This window comes from Caballeronia grimmiae (assembly GCF_000698555.1).
GTDB classification, from domain to species: domain Bacteria; phylum Pseudomonadota; class Gammaproteobacteria; order Burkholderiales; family Burkholderiaceae; genus Caballeronia; species Caballeronia grimmiae.
The window spans coordinates 1-21,236 of the sequence record NZ_JFHE01000007.1 but is presented as its reverse complement, the minus strand read 5'-3'; the positions used below and the strand labels follow the sequence as shown (position 1 = coordinate 21,236).

General features: G+C 62.9%; 17 protein-coding genes and 1 CRISPR repeat array. Of the genes, 15 read left to right on the top strand and 2 right to left on the bottom strand.

Annotation, left to right across the window (positions count from 1 at the left end; all coding sequences use genetic code 11):
* Positions 1-6: 6 nt before the first annotated feature.
* The 10 genes from BG57_RS10375 to cas6e all read left to right on the top strand — a co-directional run bounded on the left by BG57_RS10375 (position 7) and on the right by cas6e (position 14,263).
* Positions 7-306: a sarcosine oxidase subunit delta gene (locus BG57_RS10375; protein WP_035962813.1), complete on the top strand. Its 300-nt coding sequence runs from the start codon at positions 7-9 to the stop codon at positions 304-306.
* Positions 303-3,305, top strand: a complete 3,003-nt coding sequence (locus BG57_RS10370; protein WP_035962811.1) for a sarcosine oxidase subunit alpha family protein — start codon at positions 303-305, stop codon at positions 3,303-3,305. The genes BG57_RS10375 and BG57_RS10370 overlap by 4 nt, the downstream gene beginning before the upstream one ends.
* Positions 3,295-3,948, top strand: a complete 654-nt coding sequence (locus tag BG57_RS10365) for a sarcosine oxidase subunit gamma (RefSeq protein WP_035962810.1) — start codon at positions 3,295-3,297, stop codon at positions 3,946-3,948. Before BG57_RS10370 ends, BG57_RS10365 begins: the two co-directional genes overlap by 11 nt.
* On the top strand, positions 3,945-4,379 hold the full coding sequence (locus tag BG57_RS10360; RefSeq protein ID WP_035962809.1) for a dihydroneopterin aldolase: 435 nt from the start codon (positions 3,945-3,947) through the stop codon (positions 4,377-4,379). Before BG57_RS10365 ends, BG57_RS10360 begins: the two co-directional genes overlap by 4 nt.
* 31 nt (positions 4,380-4,410) lie before the next feature.
* Positions 4,411-6,330: a CRISPR direct-repeat array (repeat unit 29 nt; unit sequence GGGTCTATCTCCGCGCATGCGGAGGAACC).
* Positions 6,331-6,654: 324 nt separating this feature from the next.
* The gene (locus tag BG57_RS10355; RefSeq protein ID WP_035962808.1) at positions 6,655-9,321 is read left to right on the top strand and encodes a CRISPR-associated helicase/endonuclease Cas3; all 2,667 of its coding nucleotides are present in this window, start codon (positions 6,655-6,657) and stop codon (positions 9,319-9,321) included.
* A gap of 374 nt (positions 9,322-9,695) precedes the next feature.
* Complete coding sequence (locus BG57_RS10350) at positions 9,696-10,913, top strand: type I-E CRISPR-associated protein Cse1/CasA (RefSeq protein WP_229754030.1); 1,218 nt, start codon at positions 9,696-9,698, stop codon at positions 10,911-10,913.
* The gene (gene casB, locus BG57_RS10345) at positions 10,914-11,498 is read left to right on the top strand and encodes a type I-E CRISPR-associated protein Cse2/CasB (RefSeq protein ID WP_052005708.1); all 585 of its coding nucleotides are present in this window, start codon (positions 10,914-10,916) and stop codon (positions 11,496-11,498) included.
* Between the two features lie 51 nt (positions 11,499-11,549).
* Positions 11,550-12,725: a type I-E CRISPR-associated protein Cas7/Cse4/CasC gene (gene cas7e / locus BG57_RS10340; protein ID WP_035962807.1), complete on the top strand. Its 1,176-nt coding sequence runs from the start codon at positions 11,550-11,552 to the stop codon at positions 12,723-12,725.
* A gap of 1 nt (position 12,726) precedes the next feature.
* Positions 12,727-13,488, top strand: coding sequence for a type I-E CRISPR-associated protein Cas5/CasD (cas5e, locus tag BG57_RS10335; protein ID WP_035962806.1), 762 nt, complete (start codon positions 12,727-12,729; stop codon positions 13,486-13,488).
* Complete coding sequence (cas6e, locus tag BG57_RS10330; protein ID WP_035962804.1) at positions 13,475-14,263, top strand: type I-E CRISPR-associated protein Cas6/Cse3/CasE; 789 nt, start codon at positions 13,475-13,477, stop codon at positions 14,261-14,263. Before cas5e ends, cas6e begins: the two co-directional genes overlap by 14 nt.
* 31 nt (positions 14,264-14,294) lie before the next feature.
* Here the strand turns inward: cas6e and BG57_RS33705 are convergent, their stop codons facing one another.
* Positions 14,295-14,822, bottom strand: coding sequence for a hypothetical protein (locus BG57_RS33705; protein WP_229754029.1), 528 nt, complete (start codon positions 14,820-14,822; stop codon positions 14,295-14,297).
* A 19-nt stretch (positions 14,823-14,841) separates the two neighbouring features.
* Between BG57_RS33705 and BG57_RS33700 the strand changes: the two genes are divergently transcribed.
* From BG57_RS33700 to fdhA, 3 genes are all read left to right on the top strand, one after another.
* Complete coding sequence (locus BG57_RS33700) at positions 14,842-15,162, top strand: CRISPR-associated endonuclease Cas1 (protein WP_229754028.1); 321 nt, start codon at positions 14,842-14,844, stop codon at positions 15,160-15,162.
* On the top strand, positions 15,134-15,433 hold the full coding sequence (gene cas2e / locus BG57_RS10320; protein WP_035962802.1) for a type I-E CRISPR-associated endoribonuclease Cas2e: 300 nt from the start codon (positions 15,134-15,136) through the stop codon (positions 15,431-15,433). Before BG57_RS33700 ends, cas2e begins: the two co-directional genes overlap by 29 nt.
* Before the next feature lie 1,235 nt (positions 15,434-16,668).
* Positions 16,669-17,865: a formaldehyde dehydrogenase, glutathione-independent gene (fdhA, locus tag BG57_RS10315; protein ID WP_035962801.1), complete on the top strand. Its 1,197-nt coding sequence runs from the start codon at positions 16,669-16,671 to the stop codon at positions 17,863-17,865.
* Positions 17,866-17,918: 53 nt separating this feature from the next.
* Here the strand turns inward: fdhA and BG57_RS10310 are convergent, their stop codons facing one another.
* Positions 17,919-18,914 carry a GlxA family transcriptional regulator gene (locus BG57_RS10310; RefSeq protein ID WP_035962800.1) on the bottom strand — a complete coding sequence of 332 codons (996 nt, stop codon included), beginning with the start codon at positions 18,912-18,914 and terminating at the stop codon, positions 17,919-17,921.
* A gap of 412 nt (positions 18,915-19,326) precedes the next feature.
* On the opposite strand from BG57_RS10310, the gene BG57_RS10305 reads away from it, so the two are divergent.
* Positions 19,327-20,601, top strand: coding sequence for a serine hydroxymethyltransferase (locus BG57_RS10305; protein ID WP_035962797.1), 1,275 nt, complete (start codon positions 19,327-19,329; stop codon positions 20,599-20,601).
* A 19-nt stretch (positions 20,602-20,620) separates the two neighbouring features.
* On the top strand, positions 20,621-21,236 hold a 616-nt coding region (locus BG57_RS10300; protein WP_035962796.1), incomplete at its 3' end, for a membrane dipeptidase.

The following is a 21,236-nucleotide window of genomic DNA, read 5'->3' as shown; positions in this document are numbered from 1 at the left end:
GCAAACATGTTGCTGATCGAATGCCCCTGGTGCGGGCCGCGCGCCGAAACCGAGTTCTCCTGCGGCGGCGAAGCCGACATTGCGCGTCCGCTGGATACCGAGAAGCTCACCGACAAGGAATGGGGCGACTACCTCTTCATGCGCCGCAATCCGCGCGGCGTGCATCGCGAGCAATGGATGCACGCGCAGGGCTGCCGCCGCTGGTTCAAGGCTCAGCGCGACACGGTGTCATACGAGATTCAGGGCTACGAGACGTTCGACCGTCCGCTGGCTGCGATGGACAACAAGGAGGGAGCGTCGAAATGAGCCAGACAGACCGACTCGCCACGGGTGGGCGCATCAATCGCGCGATCGCGCTGACGTTCACGTTCAACGGCAAGACGTATCAGGGCTATCAGGGCGATACGCTAGCTTCCGCGCTGCTCGCGAACGGACAGCACTTCGTCGCGCGTAGCTGGAAGTATCACCGGCCGCGCGGCATCGTGACGGCGGGCGTCGAAGAGCCGAATGCAGTCGTGCAGCTCGAAACCGGCGCTTATACGGTGCCGAACGCGCGCGCCACGGAAGTCGAGCTGTATCAGGGTCTCGTCGCATCGAGCGTGAATGCGAAGCCGAACATCGAGAACGATCGCATGGCGGTCAATCAGAAGATCGCGCGCTTCATTCCCGCAGGCTTCTACTACAAGACGTTCATGTGGCCGCGCAAGCTGTGGCCGAAGTACGAAGAAGTGATTCGCGATGCAGCCGGTCTCGGCAAAGCGCCCGAAGAGCGCGATGCCGACCGCTACGACAAGTGCTTCGCGCATTGCGACGTGATGGTGGTCGGCGGCGGGCCATCGGGGCTTGCCGCAGCGTATGCGGCGGGCATGTCCGGCGCACGCGTGATCCTCGTCGACGATCAGCCGGAACTCGGCGGCTCGCTGCTGTCGTGCCGCGCGGAGATCGACGGCAAGCCGGCGCTGCAATGGGTTCAAAAGATCGAAGGCGAACTGCGCAAGATGCCCGACGTGAAGATTCTTTCGCGCAGCACGGCGTTCGGCTATCAGGATCACAACCTCGTCACCGTGACGCAGCGCCTGACCGAGCATCTGCCCGTATCGACCCGCAAGGGCACGCGCGAACTGATGTGGAAAGTGCGCGCGAAACGCGTGGTGCTCGCGACCGGCGCACACGAACGTCCCATCGTGTTCGGCAACAACGATCTGCCGGGCGTGATGCTGGCGTCGGCGGTATCGACGTATCTGCATCGGTATGCGGTGCTGCCGGGGCGCAACGCGGTGGTGTTCACGAATAACGACGACGCCTACCAGTGCGCGCTCGATCTGAAGGCCGCGGGCGCGAACGTCACGGTCGTCGATCCGCGTCCGATGGAGTCGAAGGGCGCATTGCCCGCCGCCGCGCGACGCTATGGTGTGCGCGTGCTGAACGACGCGGTGATCACGGCTGCGCATGGCAAGCTGCGCGTGTCGTCGGTGGAAGTCGCTTCGTTTGCGAAGGGGCAGGTCGGCGCCAAGCAAACGGACCTGCAATGCGATCTGGTCGCGATGTCGGGCGGCTGGAGCCCGGTGCTGCATCTGTTCGCGCAATCGGGCGGCAAGGCGCACTGGCACGACGAGAAAGCGTGCTTCGTTCCCGGCAACGCGATGCAGGCCGAAAGCAGCGTCGGCGCATGCGCGGGCGAATTCACGCTGGCGCGCGGCATTCGCTTCGGTCTCGATGCCGGCGCGGAAGCGGCGCGTGCGGCGGGTCATATCGTTGCGCGGCCTGCGCCGGTGAAGGTCGCGGAAATCGCGGAAGCGCCGCTCTTGCCGCTGTGGCTCGTCGGCGGCCGCGAACTTGCGACGCGCGGTCCGAAGCAGTTCGTCGACTTCCAGAACGATGTCTCCGCCGCCGACATCTTCCTCGCGGCGCGTGAGGGCTTCGAATCGGTGGAGCACGTCAAGCGCTATACGGCGATGGGCTTCGGCACGGATCAGGGCAAGCTCGGCAACATCAACGGCATGGCGATCCTCGCGCAGGCGCTCGGCAAGACCATTCCCGGGACGGGCACGACGACGTTCCGCCCGAACTACACGCCTGTGACCTTCGGCACGTTCGCGGGCCGCGAGCTCGGCGAGTTCCTCGATCCGGTGCGCAAGACCGCGATCCACGAATGGCATGTGCAGAACGGCGCGATGTTCGAGGATGTCGGCAACTGGAAGCGCCCGTGGTATTACCCGCGCGGCAACGAGGACATGCACGCGGCGGTCGCGCGTGAATCGCTGGCGGTGCGGCAGAGCGTCGGCATTCTCGATGCATCGACGCTCGGCAAGATCGACATTCAGGGTCCGGACAGCGCGAAGCTGCTCAACTGGATGTACACGAATCCGTGGAGCAAGCTCGAAGTGGGCAAGTGCCGTTACGGTCTGATGCTCGATGAGAACGGCATGATTTTCGACGATGGCGTAACCGTGCGCCTTGCCGAACATCACTACATGATGACGACGACCACCGGCGGCGCGGCGCGCGTGCTGACGTGGCTCGAACGCTGGCTGCAAACGGAGTGGCCGGACATGCGCGTGCGGCTCGCATCCGTGACGGATCATTGGGCGACGTTCGCCGTCGTCGGCCCGAACAGCCGCAAGGTGCTGCAGAAGGTGTGTCAGGACATCGACTTCGCGAATGCCGCGTTCCCGTTCATGAGCTACCGCGATGGCACGGTGGCGGGCGCATCGGCGCGTGTGATGCGCATCAGCTTCTCGGGCGAGCTTGCCTACGAAGTGAACGTGCCGGCCAACGTGGGCCGCGCGGTGTGGGAAGCGTTGATGGAAGCGGGCGCGGAGTTCGACATCACGCCGTACGGCACGGAGACGATGCACGTGCTGCGTGCGGAGAAGGGCTACATCATCGTCGGCCAGGATACCGACGGCTCGATGACGCCCTACGACCTCGGCATGGGCGGGCTCGTCGCGAAGTCGAAGGACTTCATCGGCAAGCGTTCGCTCACGCGCTCGGATACGGCGAAGGCCGGGCGCAAGCAGTTCGTCGGGCTGCTGACGGATGATCCGTCGGTCGTGCTGCCGGAAGGCGCGCAGATCGTCGCGGGTCCGTTCCAGGGCGATACCGCGCCGATGCTCGGTCATGTCACGTCGAGCTATTTCAGCCCTGTTCTAAAGCGTTCGATTGCGTTGGCCGTCGTGAAGGGCGGTCTCGACAAGATCGGCGAAGCGGTCATGATCCCGCTTGCGAACGGCAAGCAGGTCAATGCGAAGATCACCAGTTCTGTGTTCTACGACAGCGAAGGAGCACGTCAGCATGTTGAATGAGATCAAAGGTTCCTCGACCGTCGTCGATCGCGTGACGGTCGGGCAGGGTGTGTGGCAGGAGTCGCCGCTGGTGGGTGCGGATGCGTTGTTGAAGGCGCATCAGGCGGGCGCGTCGAAGGCGTTTCGCTTAACGGAGCGGCCGTTCCTTCAGCTCGTGAACGTGCGCGGCGATACGCGCGATGCCGCCTTCTTGCGCGCCGTCGAGGCCGTGATTGGATGTGCACCGCCGGAGAAGCCGAACACGGTTGCGAAAGGCAACGGCTATGACGTGCTGTGGCTCGGCCCGGACGAGTGGCTCGTGGTTTCCGAAGCCGCGCACGACGCATCGCGTGCCGCGCCGCTGGAAGCGCGCTTGCGTGAAGCGTTCGCGGGCGCGTTCGCAGCGGCGGTGGACATCGGCAGCGGCTACACGGTGCTCGACATCGACGGACCGCGCACGCGCGAGGTCCTGTCGCGCGGCTGTCCGCTCGATCTGCATCCGAAGATATTCGGTGCGGGCCAGTGTGCGCAGAGCCATTACTTCAAGGCGTCGCTGACGCTGGTGCCGCTCGGTGGCGATCGCTTCGAACTCATCGTGCGCCGCAGCTTTGCGGATTACTTCGTGAAGATCATGCTCGATGCCGCCGAGCCGCTGTTGTCGTGAAGCCCTTCGAGCCTTTGAATGCCGGCGGGCAGGGCTGGCGCGTCGTCGTGGATGAACTCGTCGTGATGACGCGCATTGGCCTGCACGAGCATGAGCATCGCGCGCCGCAGGCTGTGTCGATCGATGCGAGCCTGCGGTATCGTGGCACGCCGCATGAAGACAGCGATGGTCTCATCGATTACGAAGCGTGGTGCAATCGGGTCACCGCGTATCTGCATGAGAAGCCGCATACGCGGCTGCTCGAGACGCTGGCGGTGGAGATTGCGGCGTTGTCGTTCGACGCATGGCCCGCGCTCGATGCGCTCACGCTGACGCTGCATAAGCCGAAGATTCGCGAGGGCACGCGGCGGCTTGCGCTGGAGCTTGATTGGCGGCGGGGGGATTTTGATGCGTGGGTTGCGCGGCGGGCGGTGGATGCGGTGAGGGGGTGAGGGCGGTGGGGGGGGGCGGGATGTGCATGTGGGGTCTATCTTCGCGCATGCGGAGGAACCCAAGTACGCAGTACAAACGATTTATTCACTTTGGGTCTATCTCCGCGCATGCGGAGGAACCGCCAGCACCTGATCGATTAGAAAGCGCGTGGCGGGTCTATCTCCGCGCATGCGGAGGAACCCCATCCATAGCAGGAAACGCCGGTCCGCCGTTGGGTCTATCTCCGCGCATGCGGAAGAACCTGACATTCGATTTTCCCGAGAGTGGCTCGCCCGGGTCTATCTCCGCGCATGCGGAGGAACCCTTGTCGCGGCAGATTTCATTGAGACCGCCCGCGGTCTATCTCCGCGCATGCGGAGGAACCGACTTTACGGAAATGGGCGGGGACCTCCTCCGGGGTCTATCTCCGCGCATGCGGAGGAACCGGCTACCGTGGCAGGTGGGCAACTACCCGCTGGGGTCTATCTCCGCGCATGCGGAGGAACCATGCGCACGACTATCGACGCGGCAGAGCCTCAGGGTCTATCTCCGCGCATGCGGAGGAACCTAGCCGCCTCGCGGGCGCACTGGACGGGTCTTGGGTCTATCTCCGCGCATGCGGAGGAACCGCCGACGTCGACGGGGAAACTGAAGAGGATTGGGGTCTATCTCCGCGCATGCGGAGGAACCGCCGCGTAAGTGGGATAGCGCGCGGGCGTCCCGGGTCTATCTCCGCGCATGCGGAGGAACCTGACACGTGAGCGTCATCGTGACCCCCGTGCTGGGTCTATCTCCGCGCATGCGGAGGAACCAGCTGTTGCCCCCACTTGCCCTTCGTCTCGAAGGGTCTATCTCCGCGCATGCGGAGGAACCGACGAAATCCTCGACTCCAATCCGCTTGCCGGGGGTCTATCTCCGCGCATGCGGAGGAACCGGTACGCGCCATGCTCCGCTAGCGCCCGTTTCGGGTCTATCTCCGCGCATGCGGAGGAACCTTACCAGTACATCTAGAACCGATCACCCACCAAGGTCTATCTCCGCGCATGCGGAGGAACCTGGAAGGGAGCGGATTCATTGCGCTCGGCGAGGGGTCTATCTCCGCGCATGCGGAGGAACCGACGTTTGGCGGTGCGCGGCATGCGGATGCTGGGGTCTATCTCCGCGCATGCGGAGGAACCATGCGGCTGCGCACGATGTGAGCGCCTCATTGAGGTCTATCTCCGCGCATGCGGAGGAACCTTGACGTTCCGGTTGTCGCCAAAGCTCGTCATGGGTCTATCTCCGCGCATGCGGAGGAACCGGTAGCGCAGTCACCGCAGTGGGTAGCGCAATGGGTCTATCTCCGCGCATGCGGAGGAACCTACCCGTATCGTGATGACGTATGGATTGAAGACGGTCTATCTCCGCGCATGCGGAGGAACCCGTTTGCCGAGAACGCACAGCGCATGATATTCGGGTCTATCTCCGCGCATGCGGAGGAACCGCGATAGGCGATCGCAGCGTAGGAACCGCGCTGGGTCTATCTCCGCGCATGCGGAGGAACCCAGCGAAGGCTCGAAGCGATGCCGCCCGCGATGGGTCTATCTCCGCGCATGCGGAGGAACCGCGCATACCTTGCCTTCAGGCGATAGTCTGAAGGGTCTATCTCCGCGCATGCGGAGGAACCCCGTACCCGGCGCCGGGCAAGCTGGCCCACACGGGTCTATCTCCGCGCATGCGGAGGAACCCTCAACGAACCGAGTCCGGTATTTTGTCTCCGGGGTCTATCTCCGCGCATGCGGAGGAACCCGCATCAGCTGACGCCTGTTTCGTCTGGCGCAAGGTCTATCTCCGCGCATGCGGAGGAACCTCCTCGCGCATCTATGGGCCGCCGTGTCGGCGGGGTCTATCTCCGCGCATGCGGAGGAACCCGAAGTGTCACGTGGTATTGCTCCGCGTACAGGGGTCTATCTCCGCGCATGCGGAGGAACCTCTACCACCTAACATCGTGTTGTAAAAGAACAAACATCGATTTCGATGTTCAGGATGTGAAGCAAGTCGCGAGTATGGTTACGCGAAGATTCGTCGTCAAGCTCTGCCGTCGAGCGGCGCGAGCGCAGGTGGCCGCAACCCCGGCCTACAAGCAACTATCGCAATCTCGATTCGAATAACCACCGCCTCACAATCCTGCTCATTATCATTGATCAACTTTGACACTCGAACCGCCGTCAAACGATCGATCCTAGTGATAATCTAAGCATAGCGAAGTAAATGATTTAGGCAAAAAACTCGGCATCCAGACCACACGACGCAACAATGGAAACGGTAGCGCATCAACTACAGGCTTGGGGAAAGCTGCGTACCAGCGACTGTGGCCGCGAGACCATGCATCCCCTCGGCGACCACATGCTGGACGTCGCCGCCTGTTTCATCGAAGCCGTCAAAGAACGCACGCGCTTGCGCCATGCCTTCCAGACCGTTGCCGGTCGAGCATTGAACGAGCAAGACATCGAGCGTCTCGCGGTCATCGTCTATCTGCATGACATCGGCAAGGCAAACAGCGGCTTTCAGGCAAAACGCTGGAAAGGTTCCGCCCCGGCTGGTTGGCCGCATCGTGCGGGGCACGGCGCGGAAGCCATCATGCTGCTTGGCGACGAAGACATCAAATTCCGCTTGCCGCTCGAATCCATCAAAACCTGGGGCGCTGACGTCTTTTCTCTGCTGCTGGCAAGTTTCGCGCATCATGGCCGTCCGGTCTCGAAACCATTGGGGCAAGACGCCATCATCTGGAAGCCGGTGCGCGACCGTGAGGGCGCCGCACTATACAGCCCCGAAGATGCAATAGCGAAAATCGGCGAACAGTTGAAGCAGGCTTTTCCGCTCGCGTTCGAATCTTCCGGTGAGCGGCTGCCGTCGAAACCTGCGTTTGTCCATCTGTTTGCGGGCGTCGTCCAGTTCGCGGACTGGCTGGGATCGACCCGTCTATTCTTCCCGTACAGTGACTCTGGCACATCTCGAACCCGCACGCGGGCGGCTGAACTCGCGGCAGACGCCATAGCGAGCATCGACCTCGATGCGTGCATCGCGCGCACGAAACTCGCGCAACGCCCGTTCTCCTTCGAAGCCGCATTCAATGTCAAAGCGCCGCATCCCATGCAAAGCATGCTGGGCGACAAGGAACTCGGACCCTTGCTGATCCTCGAGTCCGAAACCGGCAGCGGCAAGACCGAAGCCGCGCTATGGCGCTTCCTGCACCTATTCAGCGAGCGCAAGGTAGATTCGCTCTACTTCGCGTTGCCCACGCGTGCCGCTGCCACACAGGTCTATGAGCGCGTGCGAAGGTGCGTCGACCGCCTTTGGCCGTCGGATGCACCGGTCGTCGTTCGTGCGCTTCCGGGCTATCAAAGTGCCGATGGCAATCACATCATCTCGATGCTCGATTTCGAGGCGCAGTGGTCCGACAATCCCGACGACGCCAAAGCCGCCACGCGCTGGGCGGCCGAATCGCCGAAGCGGTTTCTGGCGGCAACCATCGCGGTAGGCACGATCGATCAAGTGCTGCTCGCCGGACTCATGCGGCGCCATGCACATATGCGCCACGCATTGCTGAGCCGTTCGTTGCTCGTCGTGGATGAAGTGCACGCGTCCGATATTTACATGTCGCAATTGCTGGAGCAGGTGTTGAGCGCGCACCTCAACACGGGCGGCCACGCGCTGCTGCTGTCTGCAACGCTCGGCTCGCGGCAGCGAGCGCGCTTTCAGCGACTCGCGCCGAATTCCTCGACGCTCATCGCGTCGCTCCCGGTCGATCAGGCTTGCGCGTCGCCTTATCCCGCACTGACTGACGGCGCTGTCATTCATGCATTGCCTGACAATGGCGCGCCCAAAATCGTCCATTGGTCGACGCTCGATGCAATCACAGATTCGGCTCACAATTTCGAGCGCATCGCACGTCTTGCGATCGATGCCGCGAAGCAGGGCGCACGCGTGCTCATCGTTCGCAACACCGTGCCGACCGCAGTCGAGACGCAAAAGGCCATCGAGCGTCTTATCGACGAATTCGACGATCACGCGCTTCTCTTCAGGGTCGGTGACGTCGCAACGCTGCATCACGGTCGCTTCAGCCGCCAGGATCGACCGCTGCTCGACGCCGCCGTTGAGGCGCGTCTCGGCAAGACTCGCGAGTCGCGGGAGGGATGCATTGTCGTCGGCACGCAGACGCTCGAGCAGAGCCTGGATATCGACGCTGATTTGCTGATTACCGACCTATGCCCGATGGACGTGCTCTTGCAACGCATCGGGCGTCTGCATCGGCATAAGCGCGAGGCGAGTGAACGGCCCGAAGGTTTCCGGAAGGCGCACGCATGGGTGCTCACGCCCGTCGGCAAGTCGCTCGAGGAATACATCGAAAAGCCGCGCAACGGGCTCGGGCGACGCGAAAATGGCAGCGGCGTCTACACCGATCTGCGCATGATCGAAGCGACTCGCCGACTCATCGACGAAGCGCCATACCGCGTGATTCCCCGCGATAACCGCCTGCTGGTCGAACGGGCGACGCATCCCGACTGCCTGCTGACCATCGAGAACGAACTCGGACCAAAGTGGAAGAAACATGGTCAAGAGCTCGAAGGCGGGCAGGGCGCGGAGCGGTCCCTCGCACGCACACAAGCACTGGACTACAGCAAGCCTTTCCCCGACGTTCCGTTCCCGGATGACGAACGTCGTATCGCGACGCGGCTCGGTACGGACGACCGCCTCATCAAGTTTGATCCACCCGTACCCGGCCCTTTCGGCGTCGATGTAGAGGAGATCGTGATACCTCAATACCTTCTGCGCGGCGACGTGAGTGCAGACGCGCAACCATCGGCCATTACGCACGATGCGGACGGTTTTGCATTCTCGCTCGATGCTATCCAGCTGCGCTATGGCCGATATGGCGTCGAGAATCCGAAACGTCTCGCGCAAGGAAGAGGGCTGATATGAGTCTTCAACACCGCTTGCTGGACGATCCGGTACTGCGCTATCGCGATCCCTCAGGACAGCAACACGATGTCACCTTGCCCGAGCTTTTCGTCGCTCTGACCGATGACGCCGTGCGCGACTTCCCCGCGCTGAGACCGCATCAGCGGCATCCGTGGCATGCGTTCCTGACGCAACTCGCGGCGATAACCCTGCATGGCGCCGGTCAGACTGCGCCGTTCGGCACCGCAAAACAATGGCGCGCGGCGCTTCTCGCGCTGACACCGGATGATCCCGACGGCGCCGCGTTCTCGCTCGTCGCGCCCGACGATCGTCCGGCCTTATTGCAAGCGCCTTGCAAACCAGGCGAGCCGCGCACATGGAAGAAAAGGCCGCGTTTGGCGCCCGATGCGCTGGATATGCTGGTGACATCCAGAAACCATGACGTGAAGGCCGCACGGATGATTCACGCGCGGCCGGAAGACTGGCTCTACGCACTCGTCAGCTTGCAGACGCAAGAAGGTTTTCTCGGCGCGGGGAACTACGGCATTTCCCGCATGAACGGCGGCTTCGCCAGCCGGCCGGCGTTCGGCGCGGTCCCGCAGGGCGGCTTGGGCAAGCGGTGGCAAAGAGATGCGCGGCGGCTGCTCGATCATCGTCAGGAAATCGTCGACGACAAGGGGTTCAAGGAAGAGAACGGCGTTGCGCTCGTCTGGCTGCGCGCCTGGGATGGCGCAGGCAGTCTCTCGTTCAGCGAACTCGACCCGTTCTACATCGAAATCTGCCGGCGAGTCCGGCTGAACGCGGTCAATGGAACACTGCGTGCGCTCACCACCACGAGCAAGACGACACGTATCGCGGCCAAGGAACGTTTGGGCGCAACCGGCGACGCGTGGACGCCAGTCGCCGTGGTCGAGGGCAAAGCACTGTCCATCGGGGCGAGAGGTTTTGATTACAAGCTGCTGACAAAACTGGCGTTCACCGGCGAGTTCGCTCCGACCATCACGCGCGAGATTAGCGACGACGATGGCAAAGAGGGCATCGTGCTCCTTGCGCAAGCCATCGCCCGCGGGCAGGGCAAGACCGAGGGCTATCAAGAAAGACGCATACCGGTCTCGCAAGCCATGCGCCAGGCGTATCTGAGCGGCGAGACTGATCCGCTTGCTCAGGCTGCCGAACGGCGCATTGCGATCATCGGGGCAGTACGCAAGGTTCTATGGAGTGCGCTCTGCGGCTTGTTCGGCAACGGCGAGAGCGCCGCCTCGGATCACATAAAAGATAAGGCTGACCGGTTCGCGAGTCCGTTCGAGCAGGAGGAAGACCGGCGCTTCTTCGAAGACCTGATCGTGGAAATCGATGCCCCCACGACCGAAGCACGGCAACTCGCGCACGAGCAATGGCTTGCCGGCCTCGCCGAGCGCGCGGAGCACGTATTGACTCGTGCGTTTGTCGACGGTCCGCGCGCCAGTCTGCGGCGGTACCGTGCGCAGAGCGCGGCATTGGCGCGGTTTTTCGGTGGACTGCACGCGGGTAAGAACCCTCTTCAGACCCTGGCGCGCGTGCTCAAGGAGAAGGGACACGGCCACTTTTGGAACAGAGTACTCAATGAGGTTTGAATGGACTCAACGACCGATACTCCACCGTCGCCCGGAAGTTCCGGCTTCGGCTACCGGATGCAGGCAATCGCTGCTTTCCTGAAAGACGCGCGCGAGGGAGTCAAGGCTTCGAAGCAAGATTACGTCGCGCTGAAGCGGCTCAATCCGGACGCGCAGACACTCACCGCCGCGCAGGTCGCCGCAATCATGCAAGTCGCAGCGCGCGCAAAGCTGAACTGCGCGAACTGGACCTACGATGAATGGCGGCGCTGGGCATTCATCGCTTATGGCATTGCGCTTGCCGGACACGATCGCGGGAACGGCGCTCGCAGCAGCCTTGGGCGGCAACTGTTCAGCGCCGGGGTAAAGGAGGCGCGCCTGAACAGGCTGCTCGACGCACGGGGCGCTGCGTTCTTCCAGATACTGCGACGCGTGCTTCGCTTAATGAACAGTCAAAACGTTGCGCCGAACTGGGCGCAGCTTGGCAGACTCGTGTTGAACGAAGGGGCGCGCGATGCGAGGCGCCAGCGCATCGCGGAGAAGATGCGGCTGGACATTGCGTATGGATTCTTCTCTGCGGGCGAGAGCGCACCGCGGACAGAGTGAACCGTACATCGGCGAAAGAAGAAAGCAGGACAATAATCAGGAAGGCAAAACATGGCGCATCCGCGTTTCATCCAGATTCATACGCTGCACAGCTACTCGGCGGCGCTGCTCAATCGCGACGACTCGGGCCAGGCAAAACGCTTGCCCATGGGCAATGCCATGCGCACGCGCATCTCGTCGCAGTGTCTCAAGCGACACTGGCGCGTCGCGGAGGATCATCACGCGCTGTCCACGCTCGGCGTGCCGATGGCGGTCCGCTCTCGCATCACGTTGACGCGTATGCGCGATGACATCGTCGGGCATGGCGTTTCCGAGGAGCTTGCGCAAGCAGCCGTCGAAGCCTTGCGCTTCGGCGGGCTGCTCGACAAGGCGGGGAAGGATCGCAAGGGCAAGGATGCGACCGAAACGGGCCAGGCGGTGCTGCTCGGCAAAGCGGAAATCGACTACCTCGTGAAGCACTGCGTGGCGCTTGCCCGCGATCATAAGGATGAAGATGGACTGAAAGCGGCAGTCGCGGCGTTCCTCAAGGAAGAGTCGGACAACATCAAGGCGCTCAAGCATGGAAGCGGCCTCGAATCGGCGCTCTTCGGGCGCATGGTGACGTCGGATGTGCTTGCGCAGCGCGATGCCGCCGTCTACGTCGCGCATGCGTTCACGGTGCACGAGGCGCAGGTGGAGAACGATTACTTCACTGTCGTCGATGACTTGCGGCGTGAAGCGGGCGAGCTAGGTTCGGCCGGTATCTTCGACACCGAACTCGCTTCGGGTCTTTACTACGGGTACGTCGTGGTCGACGTGCCGCAACTGGTGGCGAATCTCGAAGGCATCGCGGCGGGCGAGTGCTTCGAAGCGCCGTCCGAGCGGCGTGAGCTTGCGGCTGAGGTGGTTCATCACTTGTTGCATCTGATCGCGACAGTCAGCCCCGGCGCCAAGCGCGGTTCCACTGCGCCGTTCGGCCACGCGAGTCTCATGCTGGTGGAGACAGGTGACTGGCAGCCGCGCAGCCTGAGCGGCGCATTCGAGACTGCGTTGCGGCTGGCGGACAAAGAGATCCGCACCGACGCCATCGAGCGCCTCGCGCAGGAAGTGAAGAAGCACGACGCCGCCTACGGCAAGCTGGATCGCGCCTACCTCGCGCTGGACGATGCGGATATTCCCAACGCGGAGCACATGTCACTCGACAGGCTCGCCAAGTGGGTGCAAACGCGCATCGTGAAGGGTGCGTGACATGCGGCGTCACTTGCTGATGCGCTTGCGTGCGCCGCTTATCGCGTTCGGCGGCGAGGTAGTCGACAACTATGGCGTGATCCGCGATTTCCCGGCCATGTCGATGATCACGGGACTCATCGCGAACGCGCTCGGCTGGGATCGCGGCGATAGCGAGCGTCACAACCGTCTGCAGGCGCGCATGGTGATGGGCGCGCGGCTCGATCGTTCCGGCGAGCGCCTGCGGGACTTTCAGACGGCTCAGCTCGGCGCGAACGATAGCGGCTGGACGACGCTCGGCTATCCCGAGTCCCGCGAAGGCAGCGCGGAGACCTACAAGAGCCCGCACCTGCGCTACCGCGACTATCACGCCGGCCTCGACGCGCTCGTGGCGCTGCGGCTCGACCCGGCGAACGAAACGCCGACGCTCGACGACATTGCGCGCGCACTGGATCGGCCCATGCGTCCGCTGTTCATCGGACGCAAGCCGTGCCTGCCGTCGGCGCGGGTGTTCGCGGGCTTCATCGATGCGGCCAATGTGCTCGAGGCATTGCGGCACGCGCCGCTGCCCGCAGGCTTCGACAATGCCACATTCCACATGCAGTGGCCAACGAACGAAGGCGCGATGCCGGACGGGCGCGCACAGGCTCGCGGCATCTGCGACGAGCGCGACTGGAGGACCAACGTGCACGGCGGATCGCGTCCGGTTCTGGAGGCAAGCGCGAAGCGGGCATCGTTCGCGCATCCATCGACTTCGCCGGAATTTCCGTATGACCGCCCTTAATCTGATTCATTGCCAGCCCGATCCGAAGAAGTTCGTGATGTGGGCGTCGCGGCATGGCTTGCTACCGCCCGGCGGCGACCTGGGCTACGCCTTTCACGCGGCGTTGAGCGCGGTGTTCGGCTCGCTTGCGCCGAAGCCTTTTTACTATCGGGACGAGCGAGCCGGACTGCTCGCATACACGGCCCATTCCGGCGATGCGCTGCGCGAGGCGAGCGGGCTATGCGCCGCGCCGGACCTCGCGGATGCGCTCGGACTCGACGCAGGCCCGCATAGCCCCGGTCTCAACATTCGCTCGTTTCCGGCGCAATGGCAGGCTGGGCGCGTGTTGGGTTTCGACGTGCGCGTGCGACCGGTCCGGCGCAGCAAGGACGCGCAATGCAAGCATGGACGGGAACGGGATGCCTTCCGAATTCCGATCGACGAAGAAGCCGATGAGCACGTGCTGCGTCGCGAAGCGGCTTATGTCGAATGGCTCGGCGAACGGCTGCAATCGAGCGGAGCGGCGAGTCTGGTCGAAGCGCGCATGACGCGGTTTCGACTCACGCCCGTGATTCGCCGCACGCAAGCTGGTTCGGGCGACGGTAGCGGCAATGGCAATGGCAACGGCAAGCCGAGACAGCCGCGCGTCATCAATGGCCCGGACGCGGTTCTCAGCGGCCATTTGCGCGTTGAAGATTCCGATGCGTTCGCGAATTTGCTCAGGCACGGAATTGGGCGGCATCGGGCGTTCGGGTTTGGCATGCTTTTGCTGAAGCCAGCGTCCGTGGACAACTGATCGTCGAGGCCCGCGCGTGCTCAAGGGGCGGCTAGGGCTCGACACATCCCGCGTGCCTCATGCGGATTGTCATGGATTGGTGTGGCTGGAGCGAGGCGAACTCGGCGTCATTGACGGATGCCTGCATTTCACGAGTGGGCAGTACGTCGATCAGATCCCGCACCAGTCGGTATCGATGATGCTGCTCGGCCCCGGCGGCAGCGTGACCCATGATGCGCTGCGTCTGCTCGCGCGTCATGGCACGTTGCTCGCGGCGGTCGGCGCGAGCGGTGTGCGCAGTTACACGGCGCCGCCGCTGATGCCGGATCGTTCCGATGTCGCGCGGCGGCAAGCGGAGCTGTGGGGCAGTGCGCGACGCCGCGTGGCTGTCGCGCGGCACATGTATGCACTGCGCCTCGGGGAAGTGCTTCCGCATCGCGATTTGGACACGCTGCGGGGCATAGAAGGGGCGCGCGTGACGGCGATTTATCGGCTGCGCGCGCAGCAATTCGGCATCGACTGGCAGGGGCGGCGTTACGATCGCGCGAACCCCGACGCCGCCGACATGGCGAATCGCCATCAATCATGCGGCGACGGCTGTGCAGGCGGCGGCGATCGCCGTTCACGCGCTTGCGGCTGTGCCTCAGCTCGGCTTTATTCACGAGGATTCCGGCCAGGCTTTCGTGCTCGATATTGCCGATCTTTTCCGCGATAACGTGACGCTTTCGATCGCCTTCGCCGCAGTCAAGGAGGCGCAGCGCAGCGACAAGACGATCGACCGGCTCGTTCGACGCGAGGCGGCGCGCGTGTTTCGCAAGCAGCAGATCATTCCCGCGATGATCGATCGCATCAAGCAGGTGTTGCGGCTCGAGGAAAAGCTGGAGGAGGCGGATGGCGCTGGTCGTGGTGGTGACGCGTGACGTGGCCGACAGGTTTCGCGGGTACTTGGCGTCGGTGATGCTGGAGGTGTCGACGGGCGTGTACGTCGCGCCACGGATGAACAAGGGCGTGCGCGAGCGGACGTGGTCGGTGCTGGCTGACTGGCATGGACACGAACCGAGGGGCAGCATCGTGATGGTGTGGCGGGAACTGGACGCCGTCGGTGGCGTTGGTATCGCGCAATTGGGCGCGCCGGTGAGGGAACTGGTGGATGCGGACGGGATGTATCTGGTTAGACGCGGGTTGAGGTAGGCGGTTGGCGTTCTTCAAAAATTAGCGATTCTTGGTGGATCGGGTGGCGGGTTTCGGGGTTGGTTTCATGGGGTTATGTGGGAGAGGTTCCTCCGCGTGCGCGGAGATAGACCCGGCCGGCGGCCGAGCTGTAGCCGTAGCTCGTCGGTTCCTCCGCGTGCGCGGAGATAGACCCGCGCTGTGCCGGTCCCTCAAGTGCTCAAGCCGGGTTCCTCCGCGTGCGCGGAGATAGACCCATCGAACATGCGGACTCCCGCCTTGCGGAGCGGGTTCCTCCGCGTGCGCGGAGATAGCCCCGCGATGGCCCATAAGGACCAGTATCGGCTCGGGGTTCCTCCGCGTGCGCGGAGAAAGACCCTGCTGCTGTGCATTCATGCGGTCCTTCTCGTGGGTTCCTCCGCATGCGCGGAGATAGACCCTGGTAAGCCCGATTGATGGCATCACGGAAATCGGTTCTTCCGCGTGCGCGGAGATAGACCCCCTGAACGAGAGGGATGCCGGAACCGGAGGGGGGGTTCCTCCGCGTGCGCGGAGATAGACCCACTAGGGCCGCTTGGTCCCGAGACATAGCACCGGTTTCTCCGCGTGCGCGGAGATTGACCCGTCAGATAAGCCCCGGGCGGCACTTTCGCGTAGGTTCCTCCGCGTGCGCGGAGATAGACCCTGAAGAAGTGCGGCGGCTTCACGAGACATGACGGTTCCTCCGCGTGCGCGGAGATTCACCCCAAGTGGAAGCCGTCAAGGAGACGGTCAAGCCGGCTTCCTCCACATGCCCGAAGCCAGCCCCTTCGTCGTCTGATTTGTATCAGCCGATACTGGACCGGACAGACAGTGACCGATGCATCGCCGTCTGTTTCGTCCCTCGTGGCATCACTTCTTGAAGTCTCATGGGCTTCCCTGGCCGGCTAAAAGCAGCTTGCAAGAAAGGGGGGCGACCGAGACTGAACAAGAAGTCATCGGACGTTGTCTGTCGAGTCAAATCCTGCTGGCTACATCTGATTCGCTCCATCGCTGATCCCGATTCCCCCAACCGCACCGCAACAGCCCCAACCTCACCACAACCGCAAGCAAAAGCGACCAATCCACGCCCTCAAAAAGTCGCTCTCAACCAACCCCGCGTCGCATTCCCCCCATCGAACGCCGCTGAAACCCCCTACTCTCCCTTCAGGGCCGCGAGCATCGCACGCAGAGAGAAAGCCCGCGCCTGCCGTTCACGAATCCAAGGAGACGTATCAATGAGCACCAATCGCGGCGTCGTATATCTCGGTCAGGGCAAGGTCGAGGTCCAGTCCATCGACTATCCAAGAATGGTCGATCCCCGTGGCCGCGACATCGGCCACGGCGTCATTCTCAAAGTCGTCAGCACCAACATCTGCGGGTCCGATCAACACATGGTCCGCGGCCGCACCACCGCTGAAGTCGGCCTCGTGCTCGGACACGAGATCACCGGCGAAGTCATCGAAATCGGGCGCGACGTGGAAACGCTGTCCATCGGCGATCTCGTCTCCGTGCCCTTCAACGTCGCATGCGGACGCTGCCCCACCTGCAAGGCGCAACACACGGGCGTGTGCCTCAACGTGAACCCGTCGCGCGCGGGCGGTGCGTATGGCTACGTCGACATGGGCGGCTGGATCGGCGGACAGGCCGAGTACGTCATGGTCCCGTACGCGGATTTCAACCTGCTCAAGTTCCCCGATAAAGCTCAGGCGATGTCGAAGATTCGCGACCTCACCTGCCTCTCGGACATCCTTCCTACCGGCTACCACGGTGCGGTCATGGCAGGCGTGAAGCCGGGCGCAACGGTTTATATCGCGGGCGCCGGGCCTGTCGGGATGGCGGCGGCGGCATCGGCGCGTTTGCTGGGCGCGGCATGCACGATCGTGGGCGACATGAACGAGGAGCGCCTCGCGCATGCACGCAAGATGGGCTTCGAGACGATCGACCTGTCGAAGGACGCGACGCTCGCCGAACAGATCGAGCAGATTCTCGGCAAGCCCGAAGTCGATTGCGCCGTCGATTGCGTCGGCTTTGAAGCACATGGCCATGGCAACGAGCATAACGAGGAAGCACCGGCCACGGTCCTCAATTCGCTGATGGAAATCACCAAGGCAGCAGGCGCGATCGGCATTCCGGGTCTCTACGTGACCGACGATCCCGGCGCCGCCGATGCCGCCGCCAAACGAGGCAGCCTGAGCATCCGCTTCGGTCTCGGCTGGGCGAAGTCGCATTCGTTCCATACGGGCCAGACGCCAGTGATGAAGTACAACCGCAACCTGATGCAGGCGATTCTGTGGGACCGTCTGCCGATCGCGGATATCGTGAACGTGTCGGTGATTTCGCTCGAAGAAGCGCCGGATGGCTATCGCAAGTTCGATGGCGGCGCGCCGCGCAAGTTCGTGCTCGATCCGCACGGCTTGCTCAAGGCGGCCTGAGAACGCAAAAGCGCCTCTGAAAAGAGGCGCTTTTTTTGCAGCAGAGCAAGTCGTCAGGCAGCCATTACCGGCACCGCGCTCAGGGACGGCGCCTGCTTCCTTCGCTCGCGCGTCGGTGCAGTGCCGAACGCATCGCGATAACTCTTCGAGAAATGGCAAGCTGACTGAAACCCGCAAGCCATCGTGATGTGCATGATGGACATATCCGTCTGCAGCAGCAACTCGCGCGCGCGGCGCAGGCGCAGCGTCAGATAGTAATGCGTCGGCGTCATGCCGAGGTGTTCGCGGAAAAGCCGCTGCAATTGCCTTTGCGACATGCCGGCCAGCCGCGCGAGTTCTTCGCGCGAGAGCGGCTCTTCGATGTTGTTCTCCATCAGCGAAATGACTTCGAACAATGACTTGTTCGCCGATCCCAACCTTGCGACCAGCGGCATGCGTTGCTGCGCGCTCGTATCCCGCACGTGTTCGACGATGAACTGCTCTGCAATCTGCGTCACGCGCGCCGTGCCGACGCGCGCCGCGATCAGGTTCAGCATCATGTCGAGCGGTGCAACGCCGCCCGTGCACGTCACGCGATCACGGTCGATGACGAACAGTTCCTTCAGGAAACGCGTATCCGGAAACTCTTCCTTGAGCGCGGACATGTTCTCCCAATGAATCGCGCACGCGTAACCCGCCAGCAAGCCGGCGCGGGCGAGCGCATACGTTCCGGTGCAAAGGCTGCCGAGCATGCTGCCCGTACGCGCAAAGCGTCGCAATGCGGACAGATGCGCGGGCGTCGTCGCACGCTGCACGTCGATGCCGCCGACCACGAACACGATATCCGGCTGTCCCACGCATTCCACCGGCCCCGTATCGACGGATAGCCCGTTGCTGGCCGTCACCGGCCCGCCTTCGGGACTGACGATGGACCACCGATACAACGGCTGCCCCGTCAGATAGTTCGCCATGCGAAGCACTTCGATCGCGTTGGTAAACGCCATCATCGTGAAGTTGGGCAGCGGCATGAACGCGAAGTGCGTCAGTGCCGCCGTGCGATCGGAAGACATGGGGAAATTGATTCCTTGGAATCTATTGTTTAACGCCGTGGCTGCGGCCTTGTGCCACTCCTGCATTGTGATAACGAGTGCAACTTGCATGCCATCGGGCTAAACCCTGAATAGGCGGGGCGGCGCCTGCGCTTCGCTGAAACCGACGCACTAGGGCGGCGCGTACGGTCGTGCACAAGCACTGACTCGGCGCACGATCGTCCCGCCAGCGTGCAGCGCGAGCGTACTAAAAAACGCCACTACACCCAAAGCCGATTCGGCACTTGTCGAAAACAGACGCGCATGTCGGAAAAGGTAAAGAACGCGTCTAAATTCATAAATTGACCGGGAAGACGAAGGTCAAGAATAGACGCAACGATGAAAGCGCGAGCTTCATCCACCGACCGTCCTTCTACTGACCCCGGACCTCTCAATGTCTAACTCGAATCCCTTCTTCGACGCGCCGCTCGCCACGCGGGACGTCTCGGTGCGCGGTGCGATCCTGCGCGAGCTGGAACGACAGCAATCGCAAGTCGAGCTGATCGCGTCGGAAAACATCGTGTCGCGCGCCGTGCTGGAAGCGCAAGGTTCCGTGCTCACGAACAAGTACGCGGAAGGGTATCCGGGCAAGCGCTATTACGGCGGCTGCGAATTCGTCGATGAAGTGGAAACGCTCGCGATCGACCGCATCAAGCAACTGTTCAACGCGAAGTTCGCCAACGTGCAGCCGCATTCGGGCGCGCAGGCCAACGGTGCGGTGATGCTCGCGCTCACGAAGCCGGGCGATACCGTGCTCGGCATGTCGCTCGATGCAGGCGGCCACCTGACGCACGGCGCGAAGCCGGCGCTCTCTGGCAAGTGGTTCAACGCGGTGCAGTACGGCGTGAATCGCGACACCATGCTGATCGACTACGAGCAGATCGAAGAGCTCGCGCAGCAGCACAAGCCGTCGCTCCTGATCGCGGGCTTCTCGGCGTATCCGCGCAAGCTGGACTTCAAGCGCCTGCGCGCCATCGCCGACGCGGCGGGCGCGAAGCTCATGGTCGATATGGCGCATATCGCAGGCATCATCGCAGCGGGCCGCCATGACAACCCGGTCGATCATGCACACGTAGTGACTTCCACGACGCACAAGACGCTGCGCGGCCCACGCGGCGGCTTCGTCCTGACGAACGACGAGGACATCGCCAAGAAGATCAATTCAGCCGTGTTTCCGGGGCTGCAAGGCGGTCCGCTGATGCACGTGATCGCAGGCAAGGCCGTCGCGTTCGGCGAAGCGTTGCAGCCTTCATTCAAGACTTATATCGACGACGTGCTCGCCAATGCACAGGCGCTCGGCGAAGTGCTGAAGGCAGGCGGCGTCGATCTCGTCACGGGCGGCACCGACAACCACTTGCTGCTCGTCGATCTGCGTCCGAAGGGCCTGAAGGGCAATCAGGTGGAACAGGCGCTGGAACGCGCGGGCATCACGTGCAACAAGAACGGCATTCCGTTCGATACGGAAAAGCCCACGGTCACATCGGGCATTCGCCTCGGCACGCCCGCCGGCACGACGCGCGGCTTCGGCGTGAACGAATTCCGCGAAACCGGCCGCCTCATTCTCGAAGTATTCGACTCGCTGCGTGAGCATCCGGAAGGCGATCCGCAAGCCGAACAACGCGTGCGCCGCCAGATCTTCGCGCTGTGTGAGCGCTTCCCCATCTACTGAGAACACGGAGCAACAAGCGATGAGCACTTTGCACGACGACAGCATCATCATCGACGGTCTCAACATCTCGAAGTTCGAGCGCTCCGTGTTCGAGGACATGCGCAAGGGCGGCGTCACGGCCGTCAACTGCACGGTCTCGGTATGGGAAGACTTCCAGAAGACCATCGACAACATCGCGGAAATGAAGCAGCAGATCCGCGAATACAGCGAGATTCTCACGCTGGTGCGCACGACCGACGACATCCTGCGCGCGAAGAAGGAGAACAAGACCGGCATCATCTTCGGCTTCCAGAACTCGTATGCGTTCGAGGACAACCTCGGCTATATCGAGGTGTTCAAGGAACTGGGCGTGAATGTCGTTCAGCTTTGCTACAACACGCAGAATCTCGTCGGCACCGGCTGTTATGAGGCCGACGGCGGTCTCTCGGGCTATGGCCGCGAAGTGATCCAGGAGATGAACCGCGTGGGCATCCTGGTGGATCTCTCGCACGTCGGCGCGAAGACGTCGTCGGATGCAATCGCGTGTTCGAAGAAGCCCGTGACGTATTCGCACTGCTGCCCGTCGGGGCTCAAGGAACATCCGCGCAACAAGACCGACGAGCAACTCAAGGAAATCGCCGATGCCAACGGCTTCG

Excerpts from the sequence above, each read along its gene's own strand:
- fdhA (WP_035962801.1), top strand. The coding sequence starts at position 16,669 with ATGAGCACCAATCGCGGCGTCGTATATCTCGGTCAGGGCAAGGTCGAG.
- BG57_RS33705 (WP_229754029.1), bottom strand. The coding sequence starts at position 14,822 with ATGGCGATTCGCCATGTCGGCGGCGTCGGGGTTCGCGCGATCGTAACG.
- BG57_RS10375 (WP_035962813.1), top strand. The coding sequence starts at position 7 with ATGTTGCTGATCGAATGCCCCTGGTGCGGGCCGCGCGCCGAAACCGAG.
- cas5e (WP_035962806.1), top strand. The coding sequence starts at position 12,727 with ATGCGGCGTCACTTGCTGATGCGCTTGCGTGCGCCGCTTATCGCGTTC.
- BG57_RS10365 (WP_035962810.1), top strand. The coding sequence starts at position 3,295 with ATGTTGAATGAGATCAAAGGTTCCTCGACCGTCGTCGATCGCGTGACG.
- BG57_RS10370 (WP_035962811.1), top strand. The coding sequence starts at position 303 with ATGAGCCAGACAGACCGACTCGCCACGGGTGGGCGCATCAATCGCGCG.
- BG57_RS10310 (WP_035962800.1), bottom strand. The coding sequence starts at position 18,914 with ATGTCTTCCGATCGCACGGCGGCACTGACGCACTTCGCGTTCATGCCG.
- BG57_RS10305 (WP_035962797.1), top strand. The coding sequence starts at position 19,327 with ATGTCTAACTCGAATCCCTTCTTCGACGCGCCGCTCGCCACGCGGGAC.
- cas7e (WP_035962807.1), top strand. The coding sequence starts at position 11,550 with ATGGCGCATCCGCGTTTCATCCAGATTCATACGCTGCACAGCTACTCG.
- cas2e (WP_035962802.1), top strand. The coding sequence starts at position 15,134 with ATGGCGCTGGTCGTGGTGGTGACGCGTGACGTGGCCGACAGGTTTCGC.
- BG57_RS10355 (WP_035962808.1), top strand. The coding sequence starts at position 6,655 with ATGGAAACGGTAGCGCATCAACTACAGGCTTGGGGAAAGCTGCGTACC.
- cas6e (WP_035962804.1), top strand. The coding sequence starts at position 13,475 with ATGACCGCCCTTAATCTGATTCATTGCCAGCCCGATCCGAAGAAGTTC.
- casB (WP_052005708.1), top strand. The coding sequence starts at position 10,914 with ATGGACTCAACGACCGATACTCCACCGTCGCCCGGAAGTTCCGGCTTC.